The following is a 19,573-nucleotide window of genomic DNA, read 5'->3' as shown; positions in this document are numbered from 1 at the left end:
GGCCGCTCCGCAGTGTGTCGTACGCGGGTACGGCCGGTCTAGGCCCGCGGGGGGTGGTGCAGGCCCAGGTTCTCGTAGATTTCCAAGGTCGCCGTGGAGTTGTTGAGCGTGATGAAGTGCAGTCCGGGCACTCCCTCGGCCAGCAGCCGCGCACAGAACTCGGTGGCGAACTCGATTCCCATGGAGCGTACCGCCGTCGGATCGTCCTTCGCCGCGAGGATCCGCTCTTTCAGGGCGTCGGGGATGACGGCGTTGCTGAGCTGTGGCAGTCGTTCCAGCATCTTGACACTGGTGACCGGCATGACCTCGGGGATCACCGGGGTCTCGCAGCCGGCGGCGGTGACGCGGTCGCGCAGCCGGAGGTAGGACTCCGGCTGGAAGAACATCTGGGTGATGGCGTAGTCGGCGCCCGCGCGGCACTTGTCGACGAAGCGGGCGACGTCGGTGTCCCAGTCGGCCGAGCGCGGATGCATCTCCGGGAAGGCCGCCACGCCGACGCAGAAGTCGCCCGACTCCTTGATGAGGCGGACGAGTTCGGCGGCGTAGGTCAGTCCGCGCGGGTGCGGGACCCACTCGCCCATCGGGTCGCCGGGCGGGTCGCCGCGCACGGCGAGCATGTTGCGGATCCCGGCGTCGGCGTACTGGCCGATGATGTTGCGCAGCTCGGCGATCGAGTGGTTCACCGCGGTCAGGTGGGCGACCGGGGTGAGGGTGGAGTCGGCGGCGATCTGCTGGGTGGCCCGGACCGTGCCCGCGCGGGTGGAACCGCCGGCGCCGTACGTCACCGAGACGAAGTCGGGGGCGACCGCCTCGACCCGGCGCAGCGCGTTCCACAGGTTGCGCTCGCCCTTCTCCGTCTTCGGCGCCCAGAACTCGAACGAGAACGTGCTCTTACCGGTGGCGAGCATGTCGCGCACGGTGCGTGCGCGGTCAGTCCTGGTGGATGCGGTTCCGAGGGCCATACCCGCAGGTTATCCACGGGGCGGCGGCGCCCCAACCGGGCGCCGGAAATTTGACCGAATTGCCCCTTTGTTGTCCACCCTTCGGACACTTCGGTCCGGAACCGGGCGTCCGGCGGGCGTGAAGCGGCCGTCGGGCGGCCGCCGGCGTCCGAGGGGCGAGACGCGGGCGGCCGGGGGCGGGCGGGACCGGCGGGCTAGGTGTGCTGTCCCGGGACGTTGGTGACACGCGTGCTGGGTGCTTGAACAGGTGAGGGCCTTCTGGGTTCGGTGTGGATTGCGAAGTCTGCACCGACGTCCAGGAGGCCCTCGTGTCCCACCGTAACGCCCCGTTGCCCCCCACCGGCAGGCTGCGTCTGGCCCGGTGTGTCGTCGAGGACGGCTGGCCCTTGCGCCGTGCGGCGGAACGTTTCCAGGTCAGCCATACGACTGCCGCCCGATGGGCCGGCCGCTACCGGCAGCTGGGCGAGGCCGGGATGCACGATCGCTCCAGCCGCCCGCACGGCCAGCCCCGCCGCACCCCGGCTGCCGTCGAAGAGCAGGTCGTGCGGCTGCGGCGCGAGCACCGTATCGGGCCGGTCCGGCTGGCCGCCCGCACCGGTATCGCCGCTTCGACCGCCCACCGCATCCTCGTCCGGCATGGCTTGCCCGCTCTGGCCGTCTGTGACCGCTCCACCGGTGAGCCCGTGCGCCGCTACGAGCGCTCCCGGCCCGGCGAACTGGTCCACATCGACGTCAAGAAGCTCGGCCGCATCCCGGACGGCGGTGGACACAAAGTCCTCGGCCGGGCGGCCGGCCGGGCCAACCAGGACCGCCGAGGCGGCACCGGGTACGCCTACCTGCACACCGCCCTGGACGACCACTCCCGCCTGGCCTACACCGAGCACCTGCCCGACGAGAAAGCCGCGACCTGCGCCGGCTTCCTACGCCGGGCAACGGCATGGTTCGCCGCCCAGGGCATCACCGTCGAGCGGGTCCTGACCGACAACGCCTGGGCCTACACCAAGAACACCTGGCGCGACACCTGCCACCAGCTGGGCATCCGCCCCCGCTGGACCAGGCCCTGGCGGCCCCAGACCAACGGCAAGGTCGAACGCTTCCACCGCACCCTGCTCGAGGAATGGGCCTACCAGCGGCCCTACACCTCGGACGCCGAACGGCAGGCAGCGTTTCCCGACTGGCTGGACTGGTACAACTACCACCGACCCCACACCGGCATCGGCGGCCACCCACCAGCCAGCCGCGTCACCAACCTGTCCGACCAGCACAGCTAGGCCGTGTCGCACATTCCCGCCGTCCGCCCGGAGGGCGGGCCCTGCGGCGTCAGGTGCGTGCTCTGGGGGTCCCCCCTGCTCGGAGAGCTTGGGGAAGTGCCGGACCCTGACCCTCGTACTGGACGTACTCGGGTCTGGGTCCGGTGCGGCGAGAGTGCGTGCATGGCGGCGCGGAGCAGGCGGGAATGTGACGACACGGCCTAGCGCGGTTCGCGCAGGCGCTCGGCGAACTCCGCCGCCGCCGCGCCGGGGTCGTCGGCCTCGGTGATCGCCCGGACCACGACGACGCGGCGGGCGCCGGCCTCCAGGACCTGGTCCAGGTTGCCGAGGTCGATGCCGCCGATGGCGAACCAGGGGCGGTCGGCGCCGAGGGCGGCGGTGTGGCGGACGAGGCCGAGTCCGGGCGCGTGGCGGCCGGGCTTGGTGGGGGTGGGCCAGCAGGGGCCGGTGCAGAAGTAGTCCACGCCGTCCTGGACCGCCGCGGCGTCGGCCTCCGGTTCGGCGTGCGTGGAGCGGCCGATCAGGACCTCGTCGCCGAGGATCGCGCGGGCGGCGGGGACGGGCAGGTCGCCCTGGCCGAGGTGGAGCACGTCGGCACGGGCGGCGTGGGCGACGTCCGCGCGGTCGTTGACCGCGAGGAGCTTGCCGTGGCGGGCGCAGGCGTCGGCGAACACCTCCAGGTGCTCCAGCTCCTCCCCCGCCTCCATGCCCTTGTCCCGCAGCTGCACGATGTCGACGCCGCCGGCCAGCACCGCGTCGAGGAACTCGGCGAGGTCGCCGCGGTCCTTGCGGGCGTCCGTGCACAGGTACAGCCGGGCGTCGGCGAGCCGTTCCCGGGCGGAGGCGATCGCGGCGTCGGACATACGGGGTCCCCTCGTTCGTCGGTTGCGCTGACGCTTCGCGGCAGGCGCGGGCGCGCGCCGTACGTGTCGTTCTGCGCCGGCGCGCGGACGCGTCGACGCGCGATGCGTCGCTGTGGACGCGATGCGCGAGAGCGCTTCTGCCGGCGCGGCGACGCCTCGCCGCGGACGCGGTGCGTGAGGCCGCCGCCGTGGGTCACGGTGCGCGGACGCGCCACCGCGGATGCGGTGCGTACGGTGCCCACAGCCTACGCGGACCACCGACGCCGCCTCCGCGGGAGCGGGGCCCCGGCCTCGCGACGGTCGCTGCCGGTCCGGGCAGCCAGCATCCGGTCGGGGCCCGAACCGGTCCGCAGGGGCGGAGCCAGGTGGATCGGCGCAACCGAGCCGGGGGCCGCAGGTCGGGGCCCGCCGACCGTCGTCGGGCCAGAGCCCCCGCACTCGCAGGGCCGGGGGAAGGTCTGCACGGCCGACGCCGCACGAGCCGGGCCATGGGCCCGGAGCCGGACGGAAGTCCGTCGGCACGGCCGAAGATCCCGGAACGGAGGTCGCGTCTCCCGGCCGCGCCTCCCCGCCTGGCCGGAGGCCGCCCCCAGGAGCAACCGCCCGGGAGGCCGCACCCCGGCGGGCAGGCTCGGAGGGCCACGCCCACCGTCAGCAAGCCCTCAGGGAGCGGGTCCGGAGGCCACGCCGCCGGAAACAAGCCCGCAGGAGGCGGGTCCGGAGGTCGCCCCCCGGAAGCAAGCCCCCAGAGGCGGGCCCGAAAGGTCACGCCCCAGAAGCAGCGCCCCGAGGGGGCAGTACCCGGAGGGGGCGGTGCCCTGAGGCCACGACCCGAAAGCAAAGCCCCGACGGGGCAGCAAGCAGCCCCAGGGGGCAGGTCCGGAGGACGCCCACCGGCAGCAAGCGCCAGCAGGCAGGCCCGAAGGCCACGCCCCGGAAGCAAGCCCCAGAGGCGGGCCCGAAAGGTCACGCCCCAGAAGCAGCGCCCCGAGGAGGCGGGGTCCCGGAGGCCCCCACGGGGTCCGGGGGCGGACGGAAGGCGGGCCCCCGGTCAGGGGGCGGGGCTTCAGACGGCCAGGGCCTGGGCGCGGCGCTTCACCTCCGTGCCGCGGTTCTCGCTGAGGGCCTGCGCGGGCGTGCCGGGCAGGGTCGGGTCGGGGGTGAAGAGCCACTCGATCATCTCTTCGACCGTGAAGCCGTCGTCCCGCAGCAGGGTCAGGGTCCCGGACAGGCCCTTGACGACCTTGTCGCCGTCGATGAAGGCGGCAGGCACGTGCAGGGCCCGGTTCTCACCGCGGCGTACGGCGATGAGCTGGCCCTCCTTGACCAGCTGCCGCACCCGTGTCACCTCGACATCGAGCATTTCGGCGATATCGGGCAGGGTGAGCCAGGCGGGGACGAGAGCATCAATCTTGGCGTCAATCTCGGTCACGGAACCAAGCGTGCCATCTGCCACCGACAGTCGGAAGTCAGCCCCACCCACCTGGGCGGACGGCAGGCCGACGACGGGCGGACGGCACGGCCCTGGGCGGCCTACGCGGTCGCTTCCTTCAGCGGTCTGGCCGGGTCCGCGAGCAGCCCCCGGTCCATCGCCGTACCGGCCTCGATCAGCCGCCGGCCCTGCGCGAGATCGCGCGGTCGGCCGACCGCCAGCAGAGCGACCAGCCGGTCGCCGCGCAGCCAGCACACGCTCCACGCCGGCCCGGCGGCGTCGCCGCGCCACAGCAGCGTGTCGCCGGCCGTGTGGTGCCCGGCGTACTGCACGAAGCGGCCGAACTGCTCGGACCAGAAGTACGGCACCGGGTCGTAGGGCGCCGGGGCCGGGCCGACGACGTTCGCGGCGACCGTGCGCGGGCCCTGGAGGGCGTTGTCCCAGTGGTGGATCAGCAGCCGCTCGCCGTAGCGGCCCGAGGGGAAGGAGGCGCAGTCGCCGACCGCGTACACGTCGGGCAGGGAGGTGCGCAGGTGGTCGTCGGCGACGATCTCGCCCAGCTCGCCGAGTGCGATGCCGGATCCGGCCAGCCAGCCGGTCGCCGGGCGCGCCCCGATGCCGACGACGACGGCGCCCGCGGGCAGCCGCGAGCCGTCGTCGAGCACCACCGCGCCGGGCTCGACGTGCGCCACGCGCGCGCGGGTGCGCAGCTCGGCGCCGCTGTCGGCGTACCAGGCGGTCATGGGGGCGGCGACCTCGTCGGGCACGACGCCCGCCAGCGGCCGGTCGGCGGCCTCCACCACGGTCACCGCGCAGCCGGCCTCGCGCGCCGCGGTGGCGAACTCCGCGCCGATCCAGCCGGCGCCGACGACGACCACGTCGTGCTGTGCGGCGAGGACGGGCCGCAGGCGTTCCGCGTCGTCCAGGGTGCGCAGCAGGTGGACGCCGGGGACGCCCTCGGAGCCCGGGAGGCGAATCGGTTCGGCGCCGGTGGCGAGCACGAGGACGTCGTAGGGCACCGGCCCGGCGGAGGTGTCGAGGACGTGCTCCTCGGGGCGGACGGCCAGCGCCTCGCAGCCGAGCCGCAGTTCGAGGCCGAGCGCCTCGAAGTCGACGTCGAAGGCGGAGTCCTCGGCCTTGCCGAGCAGGACGGCCTTGGACAGCGGCGGCCGGTCGTAGGGCTGGTGGGGTTCGGCGCCGATCAGCACGACCGAGCCGGTGAAGCCCTGCTCGCGCAGGGCGACCGCGGTCTGCACGCCGGCCATGCCCGCGCCCACGACGACCACGCGCCGCGGCTGTGCCGTGCCCTGTTCCTGCGTCTGCTCGCTCACCTGATCACCATAGACAACTGACTTGCCGTCAGGCAGGGGGCGTGCGCGGTGACCTCCCGCACAACCGCTACGGCCGGACTTCCTCCACCACGCTCGTCCCGCTGCCGGCCTGCGACTCCCACTCCCAGGTCTCCGTCAACCGCAGCCGCCCGTCGGGCAGTTCGCCGACCGTGGACACGCAGTGCCCGCTGGAGGTGGTGCCGTCGTGCTTGAGCTGGACGTAGCGGAAGTCGAGCCGGTCGCCGTCGCGGGTGCCCACCAGATGGCCGCGTACGACGTCGCCGCCGGCGTACTCGGCCCAGATCCGGCCGTCGTCCTCGTGGTACGTGAAACGGGTGCGGGTGCCGACCTGGCCGGGGGCCTGGTCGGCGACGGGGGCGAGGACCAGACCGTCCAGTGAGCGCGGCATGCGAGAAGCTCCCTCTCAAGTGGCGCTGCTAGGCTACAAGCACTCGCGGGAGCCCGGACGCACCGGGCTGAGAGGGAGGCTGGCGGCCTCCGACCGTACGAACCTGATCCGGGTCATGCCGGCGAAGGGAGGGGCTGGAAGCCCATGTCATTGCCATCGTCACGCACCTCGGACGTCCTCGTCCTCGGGGGCGGGATCATCGGCCTCGTGACGGCCTGGCGCGCGGCGCAGCGCGGGCTGGCCACGGCCGTGGTGGACCCCGAGCCGGGCGGCGGGGCCGCGCAGGTGGCGGCCGGGATGCTGGCCGCGGTCACCGAACTGCACTACGGCGAGCAGACGCTGCTCGGCCTCAATCTGGCCTCCGCGCGCCGCTATCCGGACTTCGCCGCCGAGCTGGCCGAGGCGGCCGGAGCCGATCTCGGCTACCGCCGGTGCGGCACGCTCGCGGTGGCGCTGGACGCCGACGACCGCGCCCACCTGCGCGAACTGCACGCGCTGCAGCAGCAGTCGGGGCTGGAGTCGGAGTGGCTGTCGGGGCGGGAGTGCCGGCGCCTGGAGCCGATGCTCGCGCCCGGGGTGCGCGGCGGGCTGCGGGTGGACGGCGACCACCAGATCGACCCGCGGCGGCTGGCCGCCGCGCTGGTCGCCGCCTGCGAGCGGGCGGGCGTGGTCTTCCACCGCGCCTGGGCCGAGCGGCTCACCGTCGAACGGGACCGGGCCGCCGGCTGCGTCCTCCGCGACGGCACGGCGCTCGGCGCGCGGCAGGTGGTGCTGGCCGCGGGCAGCCTCAGCGGGCGGCTGGCCGGGGTGCCGGACGAGGTGCTGCCGCCGGTGCGCCCGGTCAAGGGTCAGGTGCTGCGGCTGACGGTACCGGGACGGTACGCGCCGTTCCTGAGCCGCACGGTGCGGGCCGTGGTGCGCGGCAGCCACCTGTACCTGGTGCCGCGTCTGAGCGGCGAGCTGGTCGTCGGGGCCACCAGCGAGGAGCTGGGCTGGGACACCACGGTGACGGCGGGCGGCGTGTACGAGCTGCTGCGCGACGCGCACGAGCTGGTGCCCGGCATCACCGAGCTGCCGCTGACCGAGACCCGGGCCGGGCTGCGCCCCGGCTCCCCGGACAACGCCCCGCTGCTCGGCCCGACCGTGCTGCCCGGGCTGCTGCTGGCCACCGGCCACTACCGCAACGGGGTGCTGCTCACGCCGGTCACCGGCGACGTCATGGCGCACGTCCTGACCACCGGCGAGCTGCCCGACGAGGCGCGCCCCTTCACCCCGCGGCGCTTTCGCGCCGCCGTCCGCACGGAGCTGCCCGTATGAACATCTCCGTCAACGGCGTCTCCCGCGGCGTCGAGCCCGGTACGGCGCTCGACGCCGTGGTGCGGGCGCTGACCGCGGCGCCCTCCGGGGTGGCCGCCGCCCTCAACGAGACCGTCGTCCCGCGCGCGCAGTGGCCGGCCACGGTGCTGGCCGAGGGCGACCGCGTCGAAGTCCTGACCGCCGTCCAGGGAGGCTGAGCCATGGCCGACGATCCTCTCGTCCTCGGCGGAACGTCCCTCACGTCCCGCCTGATCATGGGCACCGGCGGCGCGCCGAGCCTCGACGTGCTGCGGCGGGCCCTGGTGGCCTCGGGCACGGAGCTGACCACGGTGGCGATGCGCCGGGTCGATCCGTCGGTGCACGGCTCGGTGCTGTCGGTGCTGCGCGAGCTGGGCATCGCGGTCCTGCCGAACACGGCGGGCTGCTTCACCGCGGGCGAGGCGGTGCTCACGGCGCGGCTGGCGCGCGAGGCGCTGGGCACCGAGCTGGTGAAGCTGGAGGTCATCGCCGACGAGCGGACGCTGCTGCCGGACCCGATCGAGCTGCTGGAGGCGGCCGAGACGCTGGTGGACGACGGCTTCACGGTGCTGCCGTACACCAATGACGACCCGGTGCTGGCCCGCAAGCTGGAGGACGCGGGCTGTGCGGCGATCATGCCGCTGGGTTCGCCGATCGGGTCCGGGCTCGGCATCCGCAACCCGCACAACTTCCAGCTGATCGTGGAGCACGCGCGCGTGCCGGTGATCCTGGACGCGGGCGCGGGCACCGCCTCGGACGTGGCGCTGGCGATGGAGCTGGGGTGCGCGGGCGTGATGCTCGCCTCGGCGGTGACCCGGGCGCAGGAGCCGGTGCTGATGGCCGAGGCGATGCGGCAGGCGGTGACGGCGGGCCGGCTGGCCCGGCTGGCCGGGCGCATCCCCAAGCGCCACTTCGCCGAGGCGTCCTCCCCCACCGAGGGCCTGGCCGCCCTGGACCCGGAGCGCCCGGCCTTTTAGTGCCCGGGGGCGCGGGGCCGCCCGGCCCTGGTGCCCGGCGACGCGCGGGCGGGGGCGCTCGGCGGCGTGGGCGGGCGCGCGCGAGGGGCGTGGGAAGCGTCACAGGACGGCTGCAGTCCCGTCCCGGACCTCGTCCGGGAGACGTGGGTGTCCGTGCCGGCTCGTAGACTCGCTGCGTGGATACGACCCTTCAGGACCCTCTCGTCGGGCAGGTGCTCGACGGCCGCTATCGCGTCGACGCGCGGATCGCCGCCGGCGGGATGGCCACGGTCTACCGGGCCCTGGACACCCGCCTCGACCGCGTCCTCGCGCTCAAGGTGATGCATCCGGCGCTCGCCACGGACGCCTCGTTCGTGGAGCGGTTCATCCGCGAGGCCAAGTCGGTCGCCCGCCTCGACCACCCGAACGTTGTACAGGTGTTCGACCAGGGCGCCGACGGGTCGTACGTCTACCTCGCCATGGAGTACGTCGCGGGCTGCACCCTGCGGGACGTGCTGCGCGAGCGCGGGGCGCTGCAGCCGCGGGCCGCGCTGGACATCCTGGAGCCGGTGCTCGCCGCGCTCGGCGCCGCCCACCGCGCGGGCTTCGTGCACCGCGACATGAAGCCGGAGAACGTCCTGATAGGGGACGACGGCCGGGTCAAGGTCGCCGACTTCGGGCTGGTGCGGTCCGTGGACACGGTGACCAGCACCACCGGCGCCGTCCTCGGCACCGTCTCCTACCTCGCCCCCGAGCAGATCGAGAACGGCACGGCCGAACCGCGGGTCGACGTGTACGCGTGCGGCGTCGTCCTCTACGAGATGCTGACCGGCGGCAAGCCGCACCAGGGCGAGACCCCCGCGCAGGTGCTCTACCGGCATCTGCACGAGGACGTGCCGCCGCCCTCGGCCGCCGTGCCGGGCCTGCCGCCCGGGCTGGACGCGCTGGTCGCCGCGGCCACCGCCCGCGATCCGCAGGCGCGTCCGCACGACGCGGTGGCCCTGCTGGCGCTCGCGCGCGAGACCCGCGCCGCGCTGAGCGCCGACCAGCTCGACGCGCTGCCCCCGCAGGCCCGCACCGACGGGCACGACAACGCCGAGGACCGTACGAGCGTGATCCCGCGCGCGCTGACGGTGCCCCGCCCGCTGCCCGTCTCCGGCGACCCCGTGGACGAGGCCGCCCTGCACCGCACCAGCCGCCTGGAGACGCCTCCGCCCCCGCCGGGCCCCGGTCCGCGGCGCACCGGCGGCCGGCGGCCCGGGCGCGGAGTGCTCACGCTCGTCGCCGCCGTCCTGCTGGTCCTCGGCGTCGGCGGCGGCGTCTGGTACATCAACTCCGGCCAGTTCACCAAGGTGCCGCCGGTGCTCGGCAAGACCGAGGCGCAGGCCAGGGACCGGCTCGACAAGGCCGGCCTGCGGGTCGGCAGCGTCCAGCACGCCTACAGCGACACGGTCCAGCGCGGCACGATCATCAGCACCGACCCCGGCGCCGGGGCCCGCATCCGCAGTCACGGCTCCGTCGCGCTCACCCTCTCCGACGGTCCGGAGACCGTGCGGGTGCCCGACCTCGAGGGCATGGCCCTGGACAAGGCGCGCGCCCGGCTGAAGAAGGAGGGGCTGGAGCCGGGCATGGTGAGCCGGGCGTTCAGCGAGGACGTCGCCAAGGGCGCGGTGATCAGCACCGACCCCGGCGCGGGCATCGACCGCCGGGCCGGTTCGGCGATCGCGCTCGTCGTCAGCAAGGGCCGCCCGGTGGAGGTGCCGGACGTCACCGGCGAGGACCTGGACCAGGCGAAGTCCGACCTGGCCGACGCTGGCCTGGAGGTGAAGGTCGCCGCCGAGCGGGTCAACTCCGACGACGATCCGGGCCAGGTCGCCCGGCAGTCCCCGGGCGCCGGCGGCCGGGCCGCCGAGGGCGACACCGTCACGCTGACCCTGTCCAAGGGCCCGGAGATGGTCGAGGTGCCGGACGTGACGGGCGACAGCGTGGACGACGCGAAGAAGACGCTGGAGGCGGCCGGCTTCCAGGTCGATGAGGACCGCGGACTGCTGGGGCTGTTCGGCGACACCGTCAAGAAGCAGTCGGTGGACGGCGGCGACCGGGCGCCGAAGGGCTCCACGATCACCATCACGATCAGGTGAGGCGCCCGGTCCGCGCCGGGCGACCCGCCCGACGAGACCGGGATCACGGCGGCCCGGCGGTCCAGCGCCCGCCGGGACCGTGACACCCTGAACGGGTGAGCAGTCAGCAGTCCCCCACCCTCCCCCTGTCGCCCGGCCGCACCCGCAACCCGGTGGGCGGCCACGTCCCCGTCGCGGGCGGGCTGAACTCCGTGGGCCTCGCCTACGCCCGCGAACTGGGGGCCGAGACCGTGCAGGTCTTCGTCGCCAACCCGCGCGGCTGGGCCACGCCCACCGGCGACCCGCGCCAGGACGAGGCCTTCCGCGCGGCCTGCGCCGAGGAGTCGATCCCGGCGTACGTGCACGCACCGTATCTGATCAACTTCGGTTCGCACACCGAGGCGACCGTGGAGCGGTCGGTGGAGTCGCTGCGGCACTCGCTGCGGCGCGGCCGGGAGATCGGCGCGCTCGGCGTGGTGGTGCACACCGGCAGCGCGACCGGTGGCCGGGACCGCGCGGTGGCGCTCGCGCAGGTACGGGAGCGCCTGCTGCCGCTGCTGGACGAGCTGACCCACGACGACGACCCGTTCCTGCTGCTGGAGTCGACGGCCGGGCAGGGCGCCTCCCTGTGCTCGCGCACCTGGGACTTCGGGCCGTACTTCGAGGCGCTGGACGCCCATCCGAAGCTCGGCGTGTGCCTGGACACCTGCCATGTGTTCGCCGCCGGGCACGACCTGACCGGCCCGCACGGCATGCACCAGACCCTCGACCTGCTCGTGGAGACCGTGGGCCCGGGCCGGCTGAAGCTGATCCACGCCAACGACTCCAAGGACGTCTCGGGCGCGCACAAGGACCGGCACGAGAACATCGGCGCCGGTCACATCGGCGAGGACCCGTTCCGCGCCCTGATGACGCACCCGGCCACGGCGGGCGTCCCGCTGGTCATCGAGACCCCGGGCGGCAAGGAGGGCCACGCGGCGGACGTGGAACGCCTGAAGAAGCTCAGGGACGGCTAGCTAGCGGGAACTCACAGTTCCGGACCGTCCCCCGGTTCCTCCTGGTAGGAGTAGCGCTGCTCCTTCCAGGGGTCGCCGATGTTGTGGTAGCCGCGCTCCTCCCAGAAGCCGCGCCGGTCGGCGGTCATGTACTCCACGCCGCGCACCCACTTGGGGCCCTTCCAGGCGTACAGGTGCGGGACGACCAGGCGGAGCGGGAAGCCGTGCTCGGCGGTGAGCAGCTCGCCGTCCTTGTGGGTGGCGAAGAGGGCGCCCTCGGCGGTGAAGTCGGACAGCCGCAGGTTGGAGCTGAAGCCGTACTCCGCCCAGACCATCACATGGGTGACGTCCGGCGCGGGCGGCGCGATGTCGAGGATCGTGCGGGCCGGGATGCCGCCCCATTCGGCGCCGAGCATGCTGTACTTCGTGACGCAGTGCAGGTCGGCGACCACGGTGGTGTACGGCAGGGCCGTGAACTCCTCGTGGGTCCAGCAGTGCTTGGCGCCGTCGGCGGTGGCCCCGAAGACCCGGAACTCCCAGCGCTCGGGCCGGAACTTGGGCACCGGACCGTAGTGGGTGACCGGCCAGCCGCGCTGGAGGCGCTGGCCCGGCGGAAGCTCCGGCTGCGCGGCTCCCGACGGCGCCCCCTTCGCCCCTGCTCCCGACGCGTTCCCGGACGCGCGTTCCACCGGCTGACCCATGACTCCATCCTGACAGACCGGACGGGGTGCACATGACCAGCCCCGAGACGATTCGGGCATCTATTACTAAGTGTGAACTTACTGGACGCGTGTGTGCACCGGTGCAATCATGCGGCGCTATCGGACCGGATCCGCACAGAAGGAGCCCAGCAGGATGCAAGGCGACCCCGAGGTCATCGAACTCCTCAACGAGCAGCTGACCGCCGAGCTGACCGCGATCAACCAGTACTTCCTGCACTCGAAGCTGCAGGACCACAAGGGATGGACGAAACTCGCCAAGTACACCCGCGACGAGTCCTTCGACGAGATGCGGCACGCCGAGCTCCTGACCGACCGCATCCTTCTCCTGGACGGCCTGCCCAACTACCAGCGGCTCTTCCATGTGCAGGTCGGGCAGACCATCACGGAGATGTTCCGGGCCGACCGGCAGATCGAGGTCGAGGCCATCGACCGGCTGCGCCGGGGCGTGGACGTGATGCGCGACAAGGGCGACATCACCTCGGCGAACATCTTCGAGGCGATCCTCGCGGACGAGGAGCACCACATCGACTACCTGGACACCCAGCTGGAGCTGGTGGACAAGCTGGGCGAGGCGCTCTATCTCTCGACGGTCATCGAGCAGAGCCAGCCGGACCCCTCGGGCCCCGGCACGCACGGCTTCTCGACGCCGTAACGGCCGCCCGGGCCCCGTCCGTTCCTGGGCCCGGGACCCCGCCCGGGACCCGGACTCCTAGGCGGCGTCGCGGTCGGCGTCGGACGGCGTCGCGACGGCGGCGGTGCGCGGGAGCTGCGGGAAGGCCGGCGCGCCGCGGTCGATCAGCTCGCGGCGGGGGCAGGCGCCCCGGCCGAGCAGGGCCTGGATGCGCCGGACGCAGCCGCCGCAGTCGGTGCCGGCCTTGCAGGCGGAGGCGATCTGGCGGGGCGTGCAGGCGCCGTTCTCCGCGTGCTGCTTGACCTGCTGCTCGGTGATCCCGAAGCAACTGCAGACGTACACGCGGCTCACCTCCCGCCGGGTCGGATCAGGGGTGCCGTCCCGACTTCTCGGTGAGGCAAACCTAACCTTACCCGTCACGCAAGGACCGCGACAGCGGCTGGGGCGCGGACCGTGTGTGATCCGCGCCCCAGATCATTCCCGCAGGCGGGAGACCCCGTCACTGGTCGCGGTACATCTCCGCGACGAGGAAGGCGAGGTCGAGGGACTGGCTGCGGTTGAGGCGGGGGTCGCAGGCCGTCTCGTAGCGCTGGTGGAGGTCGTCGACGAAGATCTCGTCGCCGCCGCCGACGCACTCGGTGACGTCGTCGCCGGTCAGCTCGACGTGGATGCCGCCCGGGTGGGTGCCGAGCGCCTTGTGGACCTCGAAGAAGCCCTTGACCTCGTCGAGCACGTCGTCGAACCGGCGGGTCTTGTGCCCGGAGGCCGCCTCGAAGGTGTTGCCGTGCATCGGGTCGGTCACCCAGGCCACCGCCGCACCCGACGCGGTGACCTTCTCGACCAGCTCGGGCAGCTTGTCCCGGACCTTGTCCGCGCCCATCCGCACGATGAACGTCAGCCGGCCCGGCTCGCGGTCGGGATCGAGGCGCTCGATGTACTGCAGCGCCTCCTCGGCCGTGGTGGCCGGGCCGAGCTTGACGCCGATCGGGTTGCGGATCTTCGAGGCGAACTCGATGTGCGCGTGGTCCAGCTGCCGGGTCCGCTCGCCGATCCACACCATGTGCGCGGACACGTCGTACAGCTGCCCGGTGCGCGAGTCGACGCGGGTGAGCGCCGACTCGTAGTCCAGCAGCAGCGCCTCGTGCGAGGAGAAGAACTCGACGGTCTTGAACTCCTCCGGGTCGGTGCCGCAGGCCCGCATGAAGTTCAGCGCGTTGTCGATCTCCCGGGCCAGCTGCTCGTAGCGCTGCCCGGAGGGCGAGGACTTGACGAAGTCCTGGTTCCAGGCGTGGACCTGGCGCAGGTCGGCGTAGCCGCCGGTGGTGAAGGCGCGCACCAGGTTCAGCGTGGAGGCGGAGGCGTGGTACATCCGCTTCAGGCGCTCGGGGTCGGGGACGCGGGCCTGCTCGGTGAACTCGAAGCCGTTGACGGAGTCGCCGCGGTAGGTCGGCAGCGTCACCCCGTCGCGGGTCTCGGTCGGCTTGGAGCGCGGCTTGGAGTACTGCCCGGCGATCCGGCCGACCTTCACCACCGGCACGGAGGCGGCATACGTCAGCACGGCGCCCATCTGGAGCAGCGTCTTGAGCTTGGCCCGGATATCGTCGGCGGACACCGCGTCGAACGCCTCGGCGCAGTCGCCGCCCTGGAGGAGGAACGCCTCTCCCCGGGCCACGGCCGCCATCCGGGCGCGCAGATTGTCGCACTCGCCCGCGAAGACGAGCGGCGGGAAGCTCTCCAGTTCGGTGATCACCTCACGGAGAGCGCCCTGGTCCGGATACTCCGGCTGCTGGGCCGCAGGGAGGTCTCGCCAGGTGTTCATGTCGACGGTGGAGGCGTTTGCGTTCACGCTCCCAGCCTACGGGCTGCGTGTGGCGTCTCGGCCCCGTGCCCAAACTCTGGGACACCGGATTCCGGGAGCCGGCGCCCGGTCGTGGGCGGCCGCGGGGAGCGCACCGCGCCGCTCGCGCGCCCCTCAAGCCCCCGTGCCCACGTCCAGCAGATCGCGGTCGACGCTGATCCGGACGCCGCCGTACGTCTCGGCGCGGTCGCCCGCGTACTGGTGGACGCGCTGGTGGCCGGCCCACAGGGCGGCCGGGAGGACGGGGTCGGTGAGGGTGGCCTCGTCGTTCCAGCGAGCGAAGTGGATCACGTCCGGCAGGGTCGTCCCGGCGGCGTGCGCGACCAGGTCGGCGACCAGGGAGGAGACGCTGCCGTACGCGCCGGAGCGGTAGCCGAGTTCGTGCAGGCGCGCGGTCCAGGCCTCCAGGTAGCCGAGCACCCGCGCGGTCAGGGCGGCGCCCGGCGTGTACTGCTCCAGGTCGTTGTAGAGCACCGAGCCCTTGCCGAAGCCGAGCGTCCCGGCCTGGGCGACGGCGTCCTCGGCGGCGGCCCTGCCCTGCGGGACCGGGTCGGTGACGGCCGCGCAGTCGCTCGCGCAACTGCCGGCGCCGGCGGCGGGCTGCGGGCCGACGTACAGCGGCAGGAAGCGCCAGCCGGCCCTGTACTGGGTGCGCACCCACTCCGCGGTCAGGTTCGGCTGGGCGCAGCCGCGGTTGACGCCGCCGATGTAGACGCCGACCGCGCTGTAGGGCGAGGCGGCCTTCCAGGCGTCCATGGCGCTCTGTCCGGGCGCGGTGCAGGTGTCGAAGCCCTTGCCCTGGTGGGCGGTGGCGTCGGCGGGCAGGGCCGGGGCGGCGGGGGTGGCGGCGGGCGGTTCGGTGCGTGCGGCGGCGACGGGCAGTCCGGCGCTGCGCAGCACCCGCTCGGCGGTGGCGCGGTCGGCGCCGTAGGGGGCGGTGACGGCGATGCCGTCGGCGGGCGCGGTGGCCCGGAACTCACGGGCGGTGGGGTTCTCGGTGACGGCGGCCTTGGTCGCGGTGGCCGGGCGCAGCCACAGCGCCTCGGTGCGGCCGATGACGCGGGCGGGGCAGTCCTGCTGCTCGCCGGGGTCGCCGAGGTAGACGGCGTGGCGGTCGAAGCGGACGCAGGCGGTGGGGTGCGCGGTGAGGTCGACGACCGGCCAGTCGGCGGGGACGGTGAAGGTGTGGCCGCGGTAGGAGACGGTCTTGCCCGCGTCGTCGGAGGCCGCAGAGGCCGCGGGGCGGGCGGGGGACGCGGCGGGACCGGCGGCGGGCGGCGCGGTGCGGGGTGCGGGCCGCCCGGCGGAAAGCGGCTCGGCGCCGGCGGGCTGCTGCACGGCGTCGGCCGGCGGTGCGGTGGCGGCGGCCGACGGGGCGCCCGCGCCGAGGGCGGCGCACAGGGCCGCCGCGGTGAGGGCGCGCGGGGCGCGCCGTCCGGCCGGGCGGTGCGGCGGTCGTCGTACGGACCGTCGTACGGGCATGGCGGGCTCCTCGGTCGGGACGGGCGCCGTCCGAAGGGGACCGGCGCACGGGACGGACGCCGTCCTTCCACGCGCCGGGCCCGCCGGAAACCGGCCTGTGGTGCGTCCGGGCGACGCGGGACGCGGTCCGGGCGGGGCGCGATGCGGCACCGATGGGGTAGGGTGCCGGGCATGTTCGCGCATTCGACCCTGAACCAGAACTGGTGGTGGACCGCTTCTCCGGCGGCCCGCTGACTGCGCGTATCCCAGACTTCGCGAAGGCCGCCCGGGGGGCGGCCTTCGGCGTTCTCGCGTCCGGACCGTTCCTCACCGGCAGTCGGCAGACATCGACGACACCGACGGAAGAGGAACCATGGACCTGGCACAGCTGCTGCACGACGACCGTCCCTTCGCCCTGCTGCGCCGCCGCACCCCGGGCCACGACCATGAGCGGGTCGAGGTGCTGGTCGGCCGGGTGTCCGTGTGCGAGCGGCTGGCCGAGCTGCCCGACGAGGGCCTGGCGCTGGTGCCGTTCCGGCAGATCCGCGAGCGCGGCTTCGACGTACGCGACGACGGCACCCCGCTGACCGTCCTCACGCCCGAGGAGACGTACGCCGTCCCGCTCGCCGAGGCGCTGGCGCAGCTGCCCGCGCACGAGGTGCGGGTCGAGGGCGGCGGCTTCGACGTGGGCGACGAGGAGTACGCGGAGATCGTCGGGCGGGTCCTCGACGAGGAGATCGGCGCGGGCGAGGGCGCGAACTTCGTGATCCGGCGGACCTACCAGGGCGGGATCCCGGGCTTCTCGCGGGCGGACGCGCTGGCGCTGTTCCGGCGGCTGCTGGCGGGCGAGCGGGGCGCGTACTGGACGTTCGTGGTGCACACCGGGGACCGGACGCTGGTCGGGGCGAGCCCGGAGGTGCATGTGCGGATGTCGGGCGGCACCGTCGTGATGAACCCGATCAGCGGGACGTACCGCTATCCGGCCGAGGGGCCGACGCCCGAGCACCTGCTGGACTTCCTCGCCGACGGCAAGGAGATCGAGGAGCTGTCGATGGTCGTCGACGAGGAACTGAAGATGATGTGCACGGTCGGCGACATGGGCGGGGTCGTGGTCGGGCCGCGGCTGAAGGAGATGGCCCATCTGGCGCACACGGAGTACGAGCTGCGCGGCCGGTCCTCGCTGGACGTGCGCGAGGTGCTGCGGGAGACCATGTTCGCCGCGACCGTCACCGGCTCGCCGGTGGAGAACGCCTGCCGGGTCATCGAACGGCACGAGGTGGGCGGCCGGGGCTACTACGCCGGCGCGCTGGCCCTGCTCGGCCGGGACGCGGGCGGCGCGCAGACGCTGGACTCCCCCATCCTGATCCGCACCGCCGACATCGACGCGGCCGGGCGGCTGCGGGTGCCGGTGGGGGCGACGCTGGTGCGCGGTTCGGACCCGGCGAGCGAGGTCCAGGAGACGCACGCCAAGGCGGCGGGCGTGCTGAGCGCCCTCGGCGTACGGCCGGCCCGGCCGCGGGCGGAGCGGACGCTGCCCCGGCTCGCCGACGACCCGCGGGTGCGGGCGGCGCTGGACGGGCGGCGGCTGTCGCTGGCGCCGTTCTGGCTGCGGATGCAGGAGCGGTCGGACGCCGTGTCCGGGCACGCGCTGGTCGTGGACGGCGAGGACACCTTCACGGCGATGCTGGCGCATGTGCTGCGCTCGGCGGGGCTGGAGGTGACCGTCCGCCGCTACGACGAGGCCGGTCTGCGCGAGACGGTCCTCGCGCACGAGGGACCGGTCGTCCTCGGGCCGGGCCCCGGCGACCCCCGGGACCTCGCCGATCCGAAGATGCGGCTGCTGCGCGCCCTGACCGCCGAGCTGATCGCCCGGCACCGGCACGGGGTGCTCGGCGTGTGCCTCGGCCATGAGCTGATCGCGGCGGAACTCGGCCTGGAGATCGTCCGCAAGGAGGTGCCGTACCAGGGGGCGCAGACCGCGATCGACCTGTTCGGGCGGCCGGAGACCGTCGGCTTCTACAACAGCTTCGTGGCCCGCTGCGACGACGAGGCCCGCGCCGAACTGGCCGCGCACGGCGTCGAGGTGAGCCGCGGCGCGACGGGCGAGGTGCACGCGCTGCGCGGGCCGGGCGGCGACGGCGGGGGTGCGTTCGCGTCGGTGCAGTTCCACCCGGAGTCGGTGCTGACGCTGAACGGCGCGGCGATCGTGACCGGTCTGATGGGTCAGCTGTGCGGCACGAGCACGTTCTCCGAGCGGCGCCCGGCCTTGTAGTCGAGGACGTTGCGGACGGTGGTCTCCACGATCTGCCGCACCGCGTCCTCGGTGTAGTACGCCTGGTGGGAGGTGACCAGGACGTTGGGGAAGGTGAGCAGGCGGGCCAGTATGTCGTCCTCGATGGCCTCCAGGGACTTGTCGAGGAAGAACAGGCCCGCCTCGGACTCGTAGACGTCCAGACCGACGCCGGTGAAGCGGCCCTCGCGCAGTTCGGCGACGAGGGCCGCGGTGTCGATGAGGCCGCCGCGGCTGGAGTTCACCAGGATCGCGTCGTCCTTCATCGCCTTCAGCGCGGCGGCGTCGATGAGGTGCTGGGTCTGCGGCATCAGCGGGACGTGCAGGGAGACGAGGTCGGACTCGGCGAGCAGCTGGTCCTTGGGGACGTACTGCATGCCCAGTTCCATGCAGGCGGGGTTCTCGGCGACGTCCCAGCCGAGCAGCCGCATGCCGAAGCCGTGGGCGATCCGCGCGAACGCCTCGCCGATCTTGCCGGTGCCGAGCACACCCGCGGTACGGCCGTGCAGATCACGGCCCATCAGGCCGTCGAGGCGGAAGTCGAAGTCGCGGGTGCGGGTGGAGGCGCGCACGATGCGCCGGTTGACGGCGAGGGCGAGCGTCCAGGCGAACTCGGCGACGGCGTACGGCGAGTAGTACGAGACGCGGGCGACCGTCATGCCGAGCTGGTTGGCGACGCGCAGGTCGATGTTGTTGAAGCCGGTGGAGCGCTGGGCGATCATCCGGGTGCCGCCCGCGGCGAGGATCTCCAGGACCGGCGCGTCGAGTTCGGCGTTGACGCTGGAGGAGACGATCTCGTAGCCGGCGGCGATGGGCGCGGTGTCCTCGTTGAGGAAGACGTCCAGACAGCGGACCTCGTGGTGGTCCTGGAAGGCGTGTTCGATCAGGGGCTTCTCGTCGGCCTGCACTCCGAAGGCCAGGATCTCCACTGCGCGCT

At 73.7% G+C, this 19,573-nt stretch carries 19 protein-coding genes and 1 riboswitch; of the genes, 9 read left to right on the top strand and 10 right to left on the bottom strand.

From position 1 onward, the window contains the following. Positions 1-38: 38 nt before the first annotated feature. Positions 39-962: a methylenetetrahydrofolate reductase [NAD(P)H] gene (metF, locus tag K7787_RS05500; RefSeq protein ID WP_009188127.1), complete on the bottom strand. Its 924-nt coding sequence runs from the start codon at positions 960-962 to the stop codon at positions 39-41. Between the two features lie 308 nt (positions 963-1,270). Here metF and K7787_RS05495 point away from each other — a divergent pair, with 308 nt between their 5' ends. Beyond that, positions 1,271-2,233 (top strand): IS481 family transposase, encoded by a 963-nt coding sequence (locus K7787_RS05495; RefSeq protein ID WP_223000655.1) that lies wholly within the window; start codon positions 1,271-1,273, stop codon positions 2,231-2,233. Between the two features lie 200 nt (positions 2,234-2,433). Here the strand turns inward: K7787_RS05495 and thiE are convergent, their stop codons facing one another. From thiE to K7787_RS05475, 4 genes are all read right to left on the bottom strand, one after another. Next, positions 2,434-3,096: a thiamine phosphate synthase gene (gene thiE, locus K7787_RS05490; protein ID WP_223000654.1), complete on the bottom strand. Its 663-nt coding sequence runs from the start codon at positions 3,094-3,096 to the stop codon at positions 2,434-2,436. Positions 3,097-4,162: 1,066 nt separating this feature from the next. Further along, positions 4,163-4,528, bottom strand: coding sequence for an Rv2175c family DNA-binding protein (locus tag K7787_RS05485; RefSeq protein ID WP_027758504.1), 366 nt, complete (start codon positions 4,526-4,528; stop codon positions 4,163-4,165). Between the two features lie 101 nt (positions 4,529-4,629). Further along, the gene (locus K7787_RS05480; protein WP_223000653.1) at positions 4,630-5,859 is read right to left on the bottom strand and encodes an NAD(P)/FAD-dependent oxidoreductase; all 1,230 of its coding nucleotides are present in this window, start codon (positions 5,857-5,859) and stop codon (positions 4,630-4,632) included. 67 nt (positions 5,860-5,926) lie between these two features. Continuing rightward, entirely contained in the window at positions 5,927-6,268 is a 342-nt protein-coding gene (locus K7787_RS05475; RefSeq protein WP_009188131.1) for an avidin-fold protein, read from the bottom strand. Between the two features lie 35 nt (positions 6,269-6,303). Further along, a riboswitch (TPP riboswitch) is annotated at positions 6,304-6,415 on the top strand. On the opposite strand from K7787_RS05475, the gene thiO reads away from it, so the two are divergent. The 5 genes from thiO (at position 6,413) to K7787_RS05450 (ending at position 11,695) form a co-directional block, all read left to right on the top strand. Further along, positions 6,413-7,585 carry a glycine oxidase ThiO gene (gene thiO / locus K7787_RS05470; RefSeq protein WP_372456606.1) on the top strand — a complete coding sequence of 391 codons (1,173 nt, stop codon included), beginning with the start codon at positions 6,413-6,415 and terminating at the stop codon, positions 7,583-7,585. Its footprint overlaps the riboswitch before it by 3 nt. After that, a complete protein-coding gene (gene thiS, locus K7787_RS05465; protein ID WP_164392819.1) occupies positions 7,582-7,782 on the top strand; it encodes a sulfur carrier protein ThiS in 201 nt (66 codons plus the stop codon). The genes thiO and thiS overlap by 4 nt, the downstream gene beginning before the upstream one ends. Positions 7,783-7,785: 3 nt before the next feature. Beyond that, positions 7,786-8,580, top strand: a complete 795-nt coding sequence (locus K7787_RS05460; protein ID WP_164392821.1) for a thiazole synthase — start codon at positions 7,786-7,788, stop codon at positions 8,578-8,580. 176 nt (positions 8,581-8,756) lie between these two features. Beyond that, a complete protein-coding gene (gene pknB / locus K7787_RS05455; RefSeq protein WP_223000652.1) occupies positions 8,757-10,700 on the top strand; it encodes a Stk1 family PASTA domain-containing Ser/Thr kinase in 1,944 nt (647 codons plus the stop codon). 95 nt (positions 10,701-10,795) lie between these two features. Beyond that, positions 10,796-11,695, top strand: a complete 900-nt coding sequence (locus K7787_RS05450) for a deoxyribonuclease IV (protein WP_164388002.1) — start codon at positions 10,796-10,798, stop codon at positions 11,693-11,695. Positions 11,696-11,706: 11 nt separating this feature from the next. Here K7787_RS05450 and K7787_RS05445 read toward each other — a convergent pair whose 3' ends face one another. Beyond that, a complete protein-coding gene (locus tag K7787_RS05445; protein ID WP_043260701.1) occupies positions 11,707-12,375 on the bottom strand; it encodes a sulfite oxidase-like oxidoreductase in 669 nt (222 codons plus the stop codon). 154 nt (positions 12,376-12,529) lie between these two features. On the opposite strand from K7787_RS05445, the gene bfr reads away from it, so the two are divergent. After that, entirely contained in the window at positions 12,530-13,048 is a 519-nt protein-coding gene (gene bfr / locus K7787_RS05440) for a bacterioferritin (protein WP_009188138.1), read from the top strand. Between the two features lie 57 nt (positions 13,049-13,105). Here the strand turns inward: bfr and K7787_RS05435 are convergent, their stop codons facing one another. From K7787_RS05435 to K7787_RS32050, 3 genes are all read right to left on the bottom strand, one after another. Further along, positions 13,106-13,378 (bottom strand): (2Fe-2S)-binding protein, encoded by a 273-nt coding sequence (locus K7787_RS05435; protein WP_308036288.1) that lies wholly within the window; start codon positions 13,376-13,378, stop codon positions 13,106-13,108. Positions 13,379-13,526: 148 nt separating this feature from the next. Beyond that, a complete protein-coding gene (locus tag K7787_RS05430; protein WP_043261680.1) occupies positions 13,527-14,846 on the bottom strand; it encodes a class II 3-deoxy-7-phosphoheptulonate synthase in 1,320 nt (439 codons plus the stop codon). 153 nt (positions 14,847-14,999) lie between these two features. Then, the gene (locus K7787_RS32050) at positions 15,000-16,367 is read right to left on the bottom strand and encodes a glycoside hydrolase domain-containing protein (RefSeq protein ID WP_223000651.1); all 1,368 of its coding nucleotides are present in this window, start codon (positions 16,365-16,367) and stop codon (positions 15,000-15,002) included. Positions 16,368-16,508: 141 nt separating this feature from the next. On the opposite strand from K7787_RS32050, the gene K7787_RS32385 reads away from it, so the two are divergent. Beyond that, positions 16,509-16,601: a trp operon leader peptide gene (locus K7787_RS32385; RefSeq protein WP_223000650.1), complete on the top strand. Its 93-nt coding sequence runs from the start codon at positions 16,509-16,511 to the stop codon at positions 16,599-16,601. A gap of 118 nt (positions 16,602-16,719) precedes the next feature. Beyond that, a complete protein-coding gene (locus K7787_RS05415; RefSeq protein ID WP_223000649.1) occupies positions 16,720-18,618 on the top strand; it encodes an anthranilate synthase family protein in 1,899 nt (632 codons plus the stop codon). Here K7787_RS05415 and K7787_RS05410 read toward each other — a convergent pair. After that, a complete protein-coding gene (locus K7787_RS05410; RefSeq protein ID WP_223000648.1) occupies positions 18,570-19,565 on the bottom strand; it encodes a 2-hydroxyacid dehydrogenase in 996 nt (331 codons plus the stop codon). The two genes, K7787_RS05415 and K7787_RS05410, sit on opposite strands and share 49 nt — an antisense overlap. Positions 19,566-19,573 lie beyond the last annotated feature (8 nt).

The sequence above is a fragment of the Streptomyces sennicomposti genome, assembly GCF_019890635.1.
In the GTDB taxonomy this organism is placed as follows: domain Bacteria; phylum Actinomycetota; class Actinomycetes; order Streptomycetales; family Streptomycetaceae; genus Streptomyces; species Streptomyces sennicomposti.
Note: the sequence above shows the minus strand (reverse complement) of the source record. Positions and strands in the feature narration are given on the sequence as shown.

What these genes read in the sequence shown, in the direction of transcription:
- thiE (WP_223000654.1), bottom strand. Translation starts at nt 3,096, where the DNA reads ATGTCCGACGCCGCGATCGCCTCCGCCCGGGAACGGCTCGCCGACGCC.
- metF (WP_009188127.1), bottom strand. Translation starts at nt 962, where the DNA reads ATGGCCCTCGGAACCGCATCCACCAGGACTGACCGCGCACGCACCGTG.
- K7787_RS05460 (WP_164392821.1), top strand. Translation starts at nt 7,786, where the DNA reads ATGGCCGACGATCCTCTCGTCCTCGGCGGAACGTCCCTCACGTCCCGC.
- K7787_RS32050 (WP_223000651.1), bottom strand. Translation starts at nt 16,367, where the DNA reads ATGCCCGTACGACGGTCCGTACGACGACCGCCGCACCGCCCGGCCGGA.
- K7787_RS32385 (WP_223000650.1), top strand. Translation starts at nt 16,509, where the DNA reads ATGCGGCACCGATGGGGTAGGGTGCCGGGCATGTTCGCGCATTCGACC.
- K7787_RS05445 (WP_043260701.1), bottom strand. Translation starts at nt 12,375, where the DNA reads ATGGGTCAGCCGGTGGAACGCGCGTCCGGGAACGCGTCGGGAGCAGGG.
- K7787_RS05415 (WP_223000649.1), top strand. Translation starts at nt 16,720, where the DNA reads ATGGACCTGGCACAGCTGCTGCACGACGACCGTCCCTTCGCCCTGCTG.
- thiS (WP_164392819.1), top strand. Translation starts at nt 7,582, where the DNA reads ATGAACATCTCCGTCAACGGCGTCTCCCGCGGCGTCGAGCCCGGTACG.
- bfr (WP_009188138.1), top strand. Translation starts at nt 12,530, where the DNA reads ATGCAAGGCGACCCCGAGGTCATCGAACTCCTCAACGAGCAGCTGACC.
- K7787_RS05430 (WP_043261680.1), bottom strand. Translation starts at nt 14,846, where the DNA reads ATGAACACCTGGCGAGACCTCCCTGCGGCCCAGCAGCCGGAGTATCCG.
- K7787_RS05475 (WP_009188131.1), bottom strand. Translation starts at nt 6,268, where the DNA reads ATGCCGCGCTCACTGGACGGTCTGGTCCTCGCCCCCGTCGCCGACCAG.
- thiO (WP_372456606.1), top strand. Translation starts at nt 6,413, where the DNA reads ATGTCATTGCCATCGTCACGCACCTCGGACGTCCTCGTCCTCGGGGGC.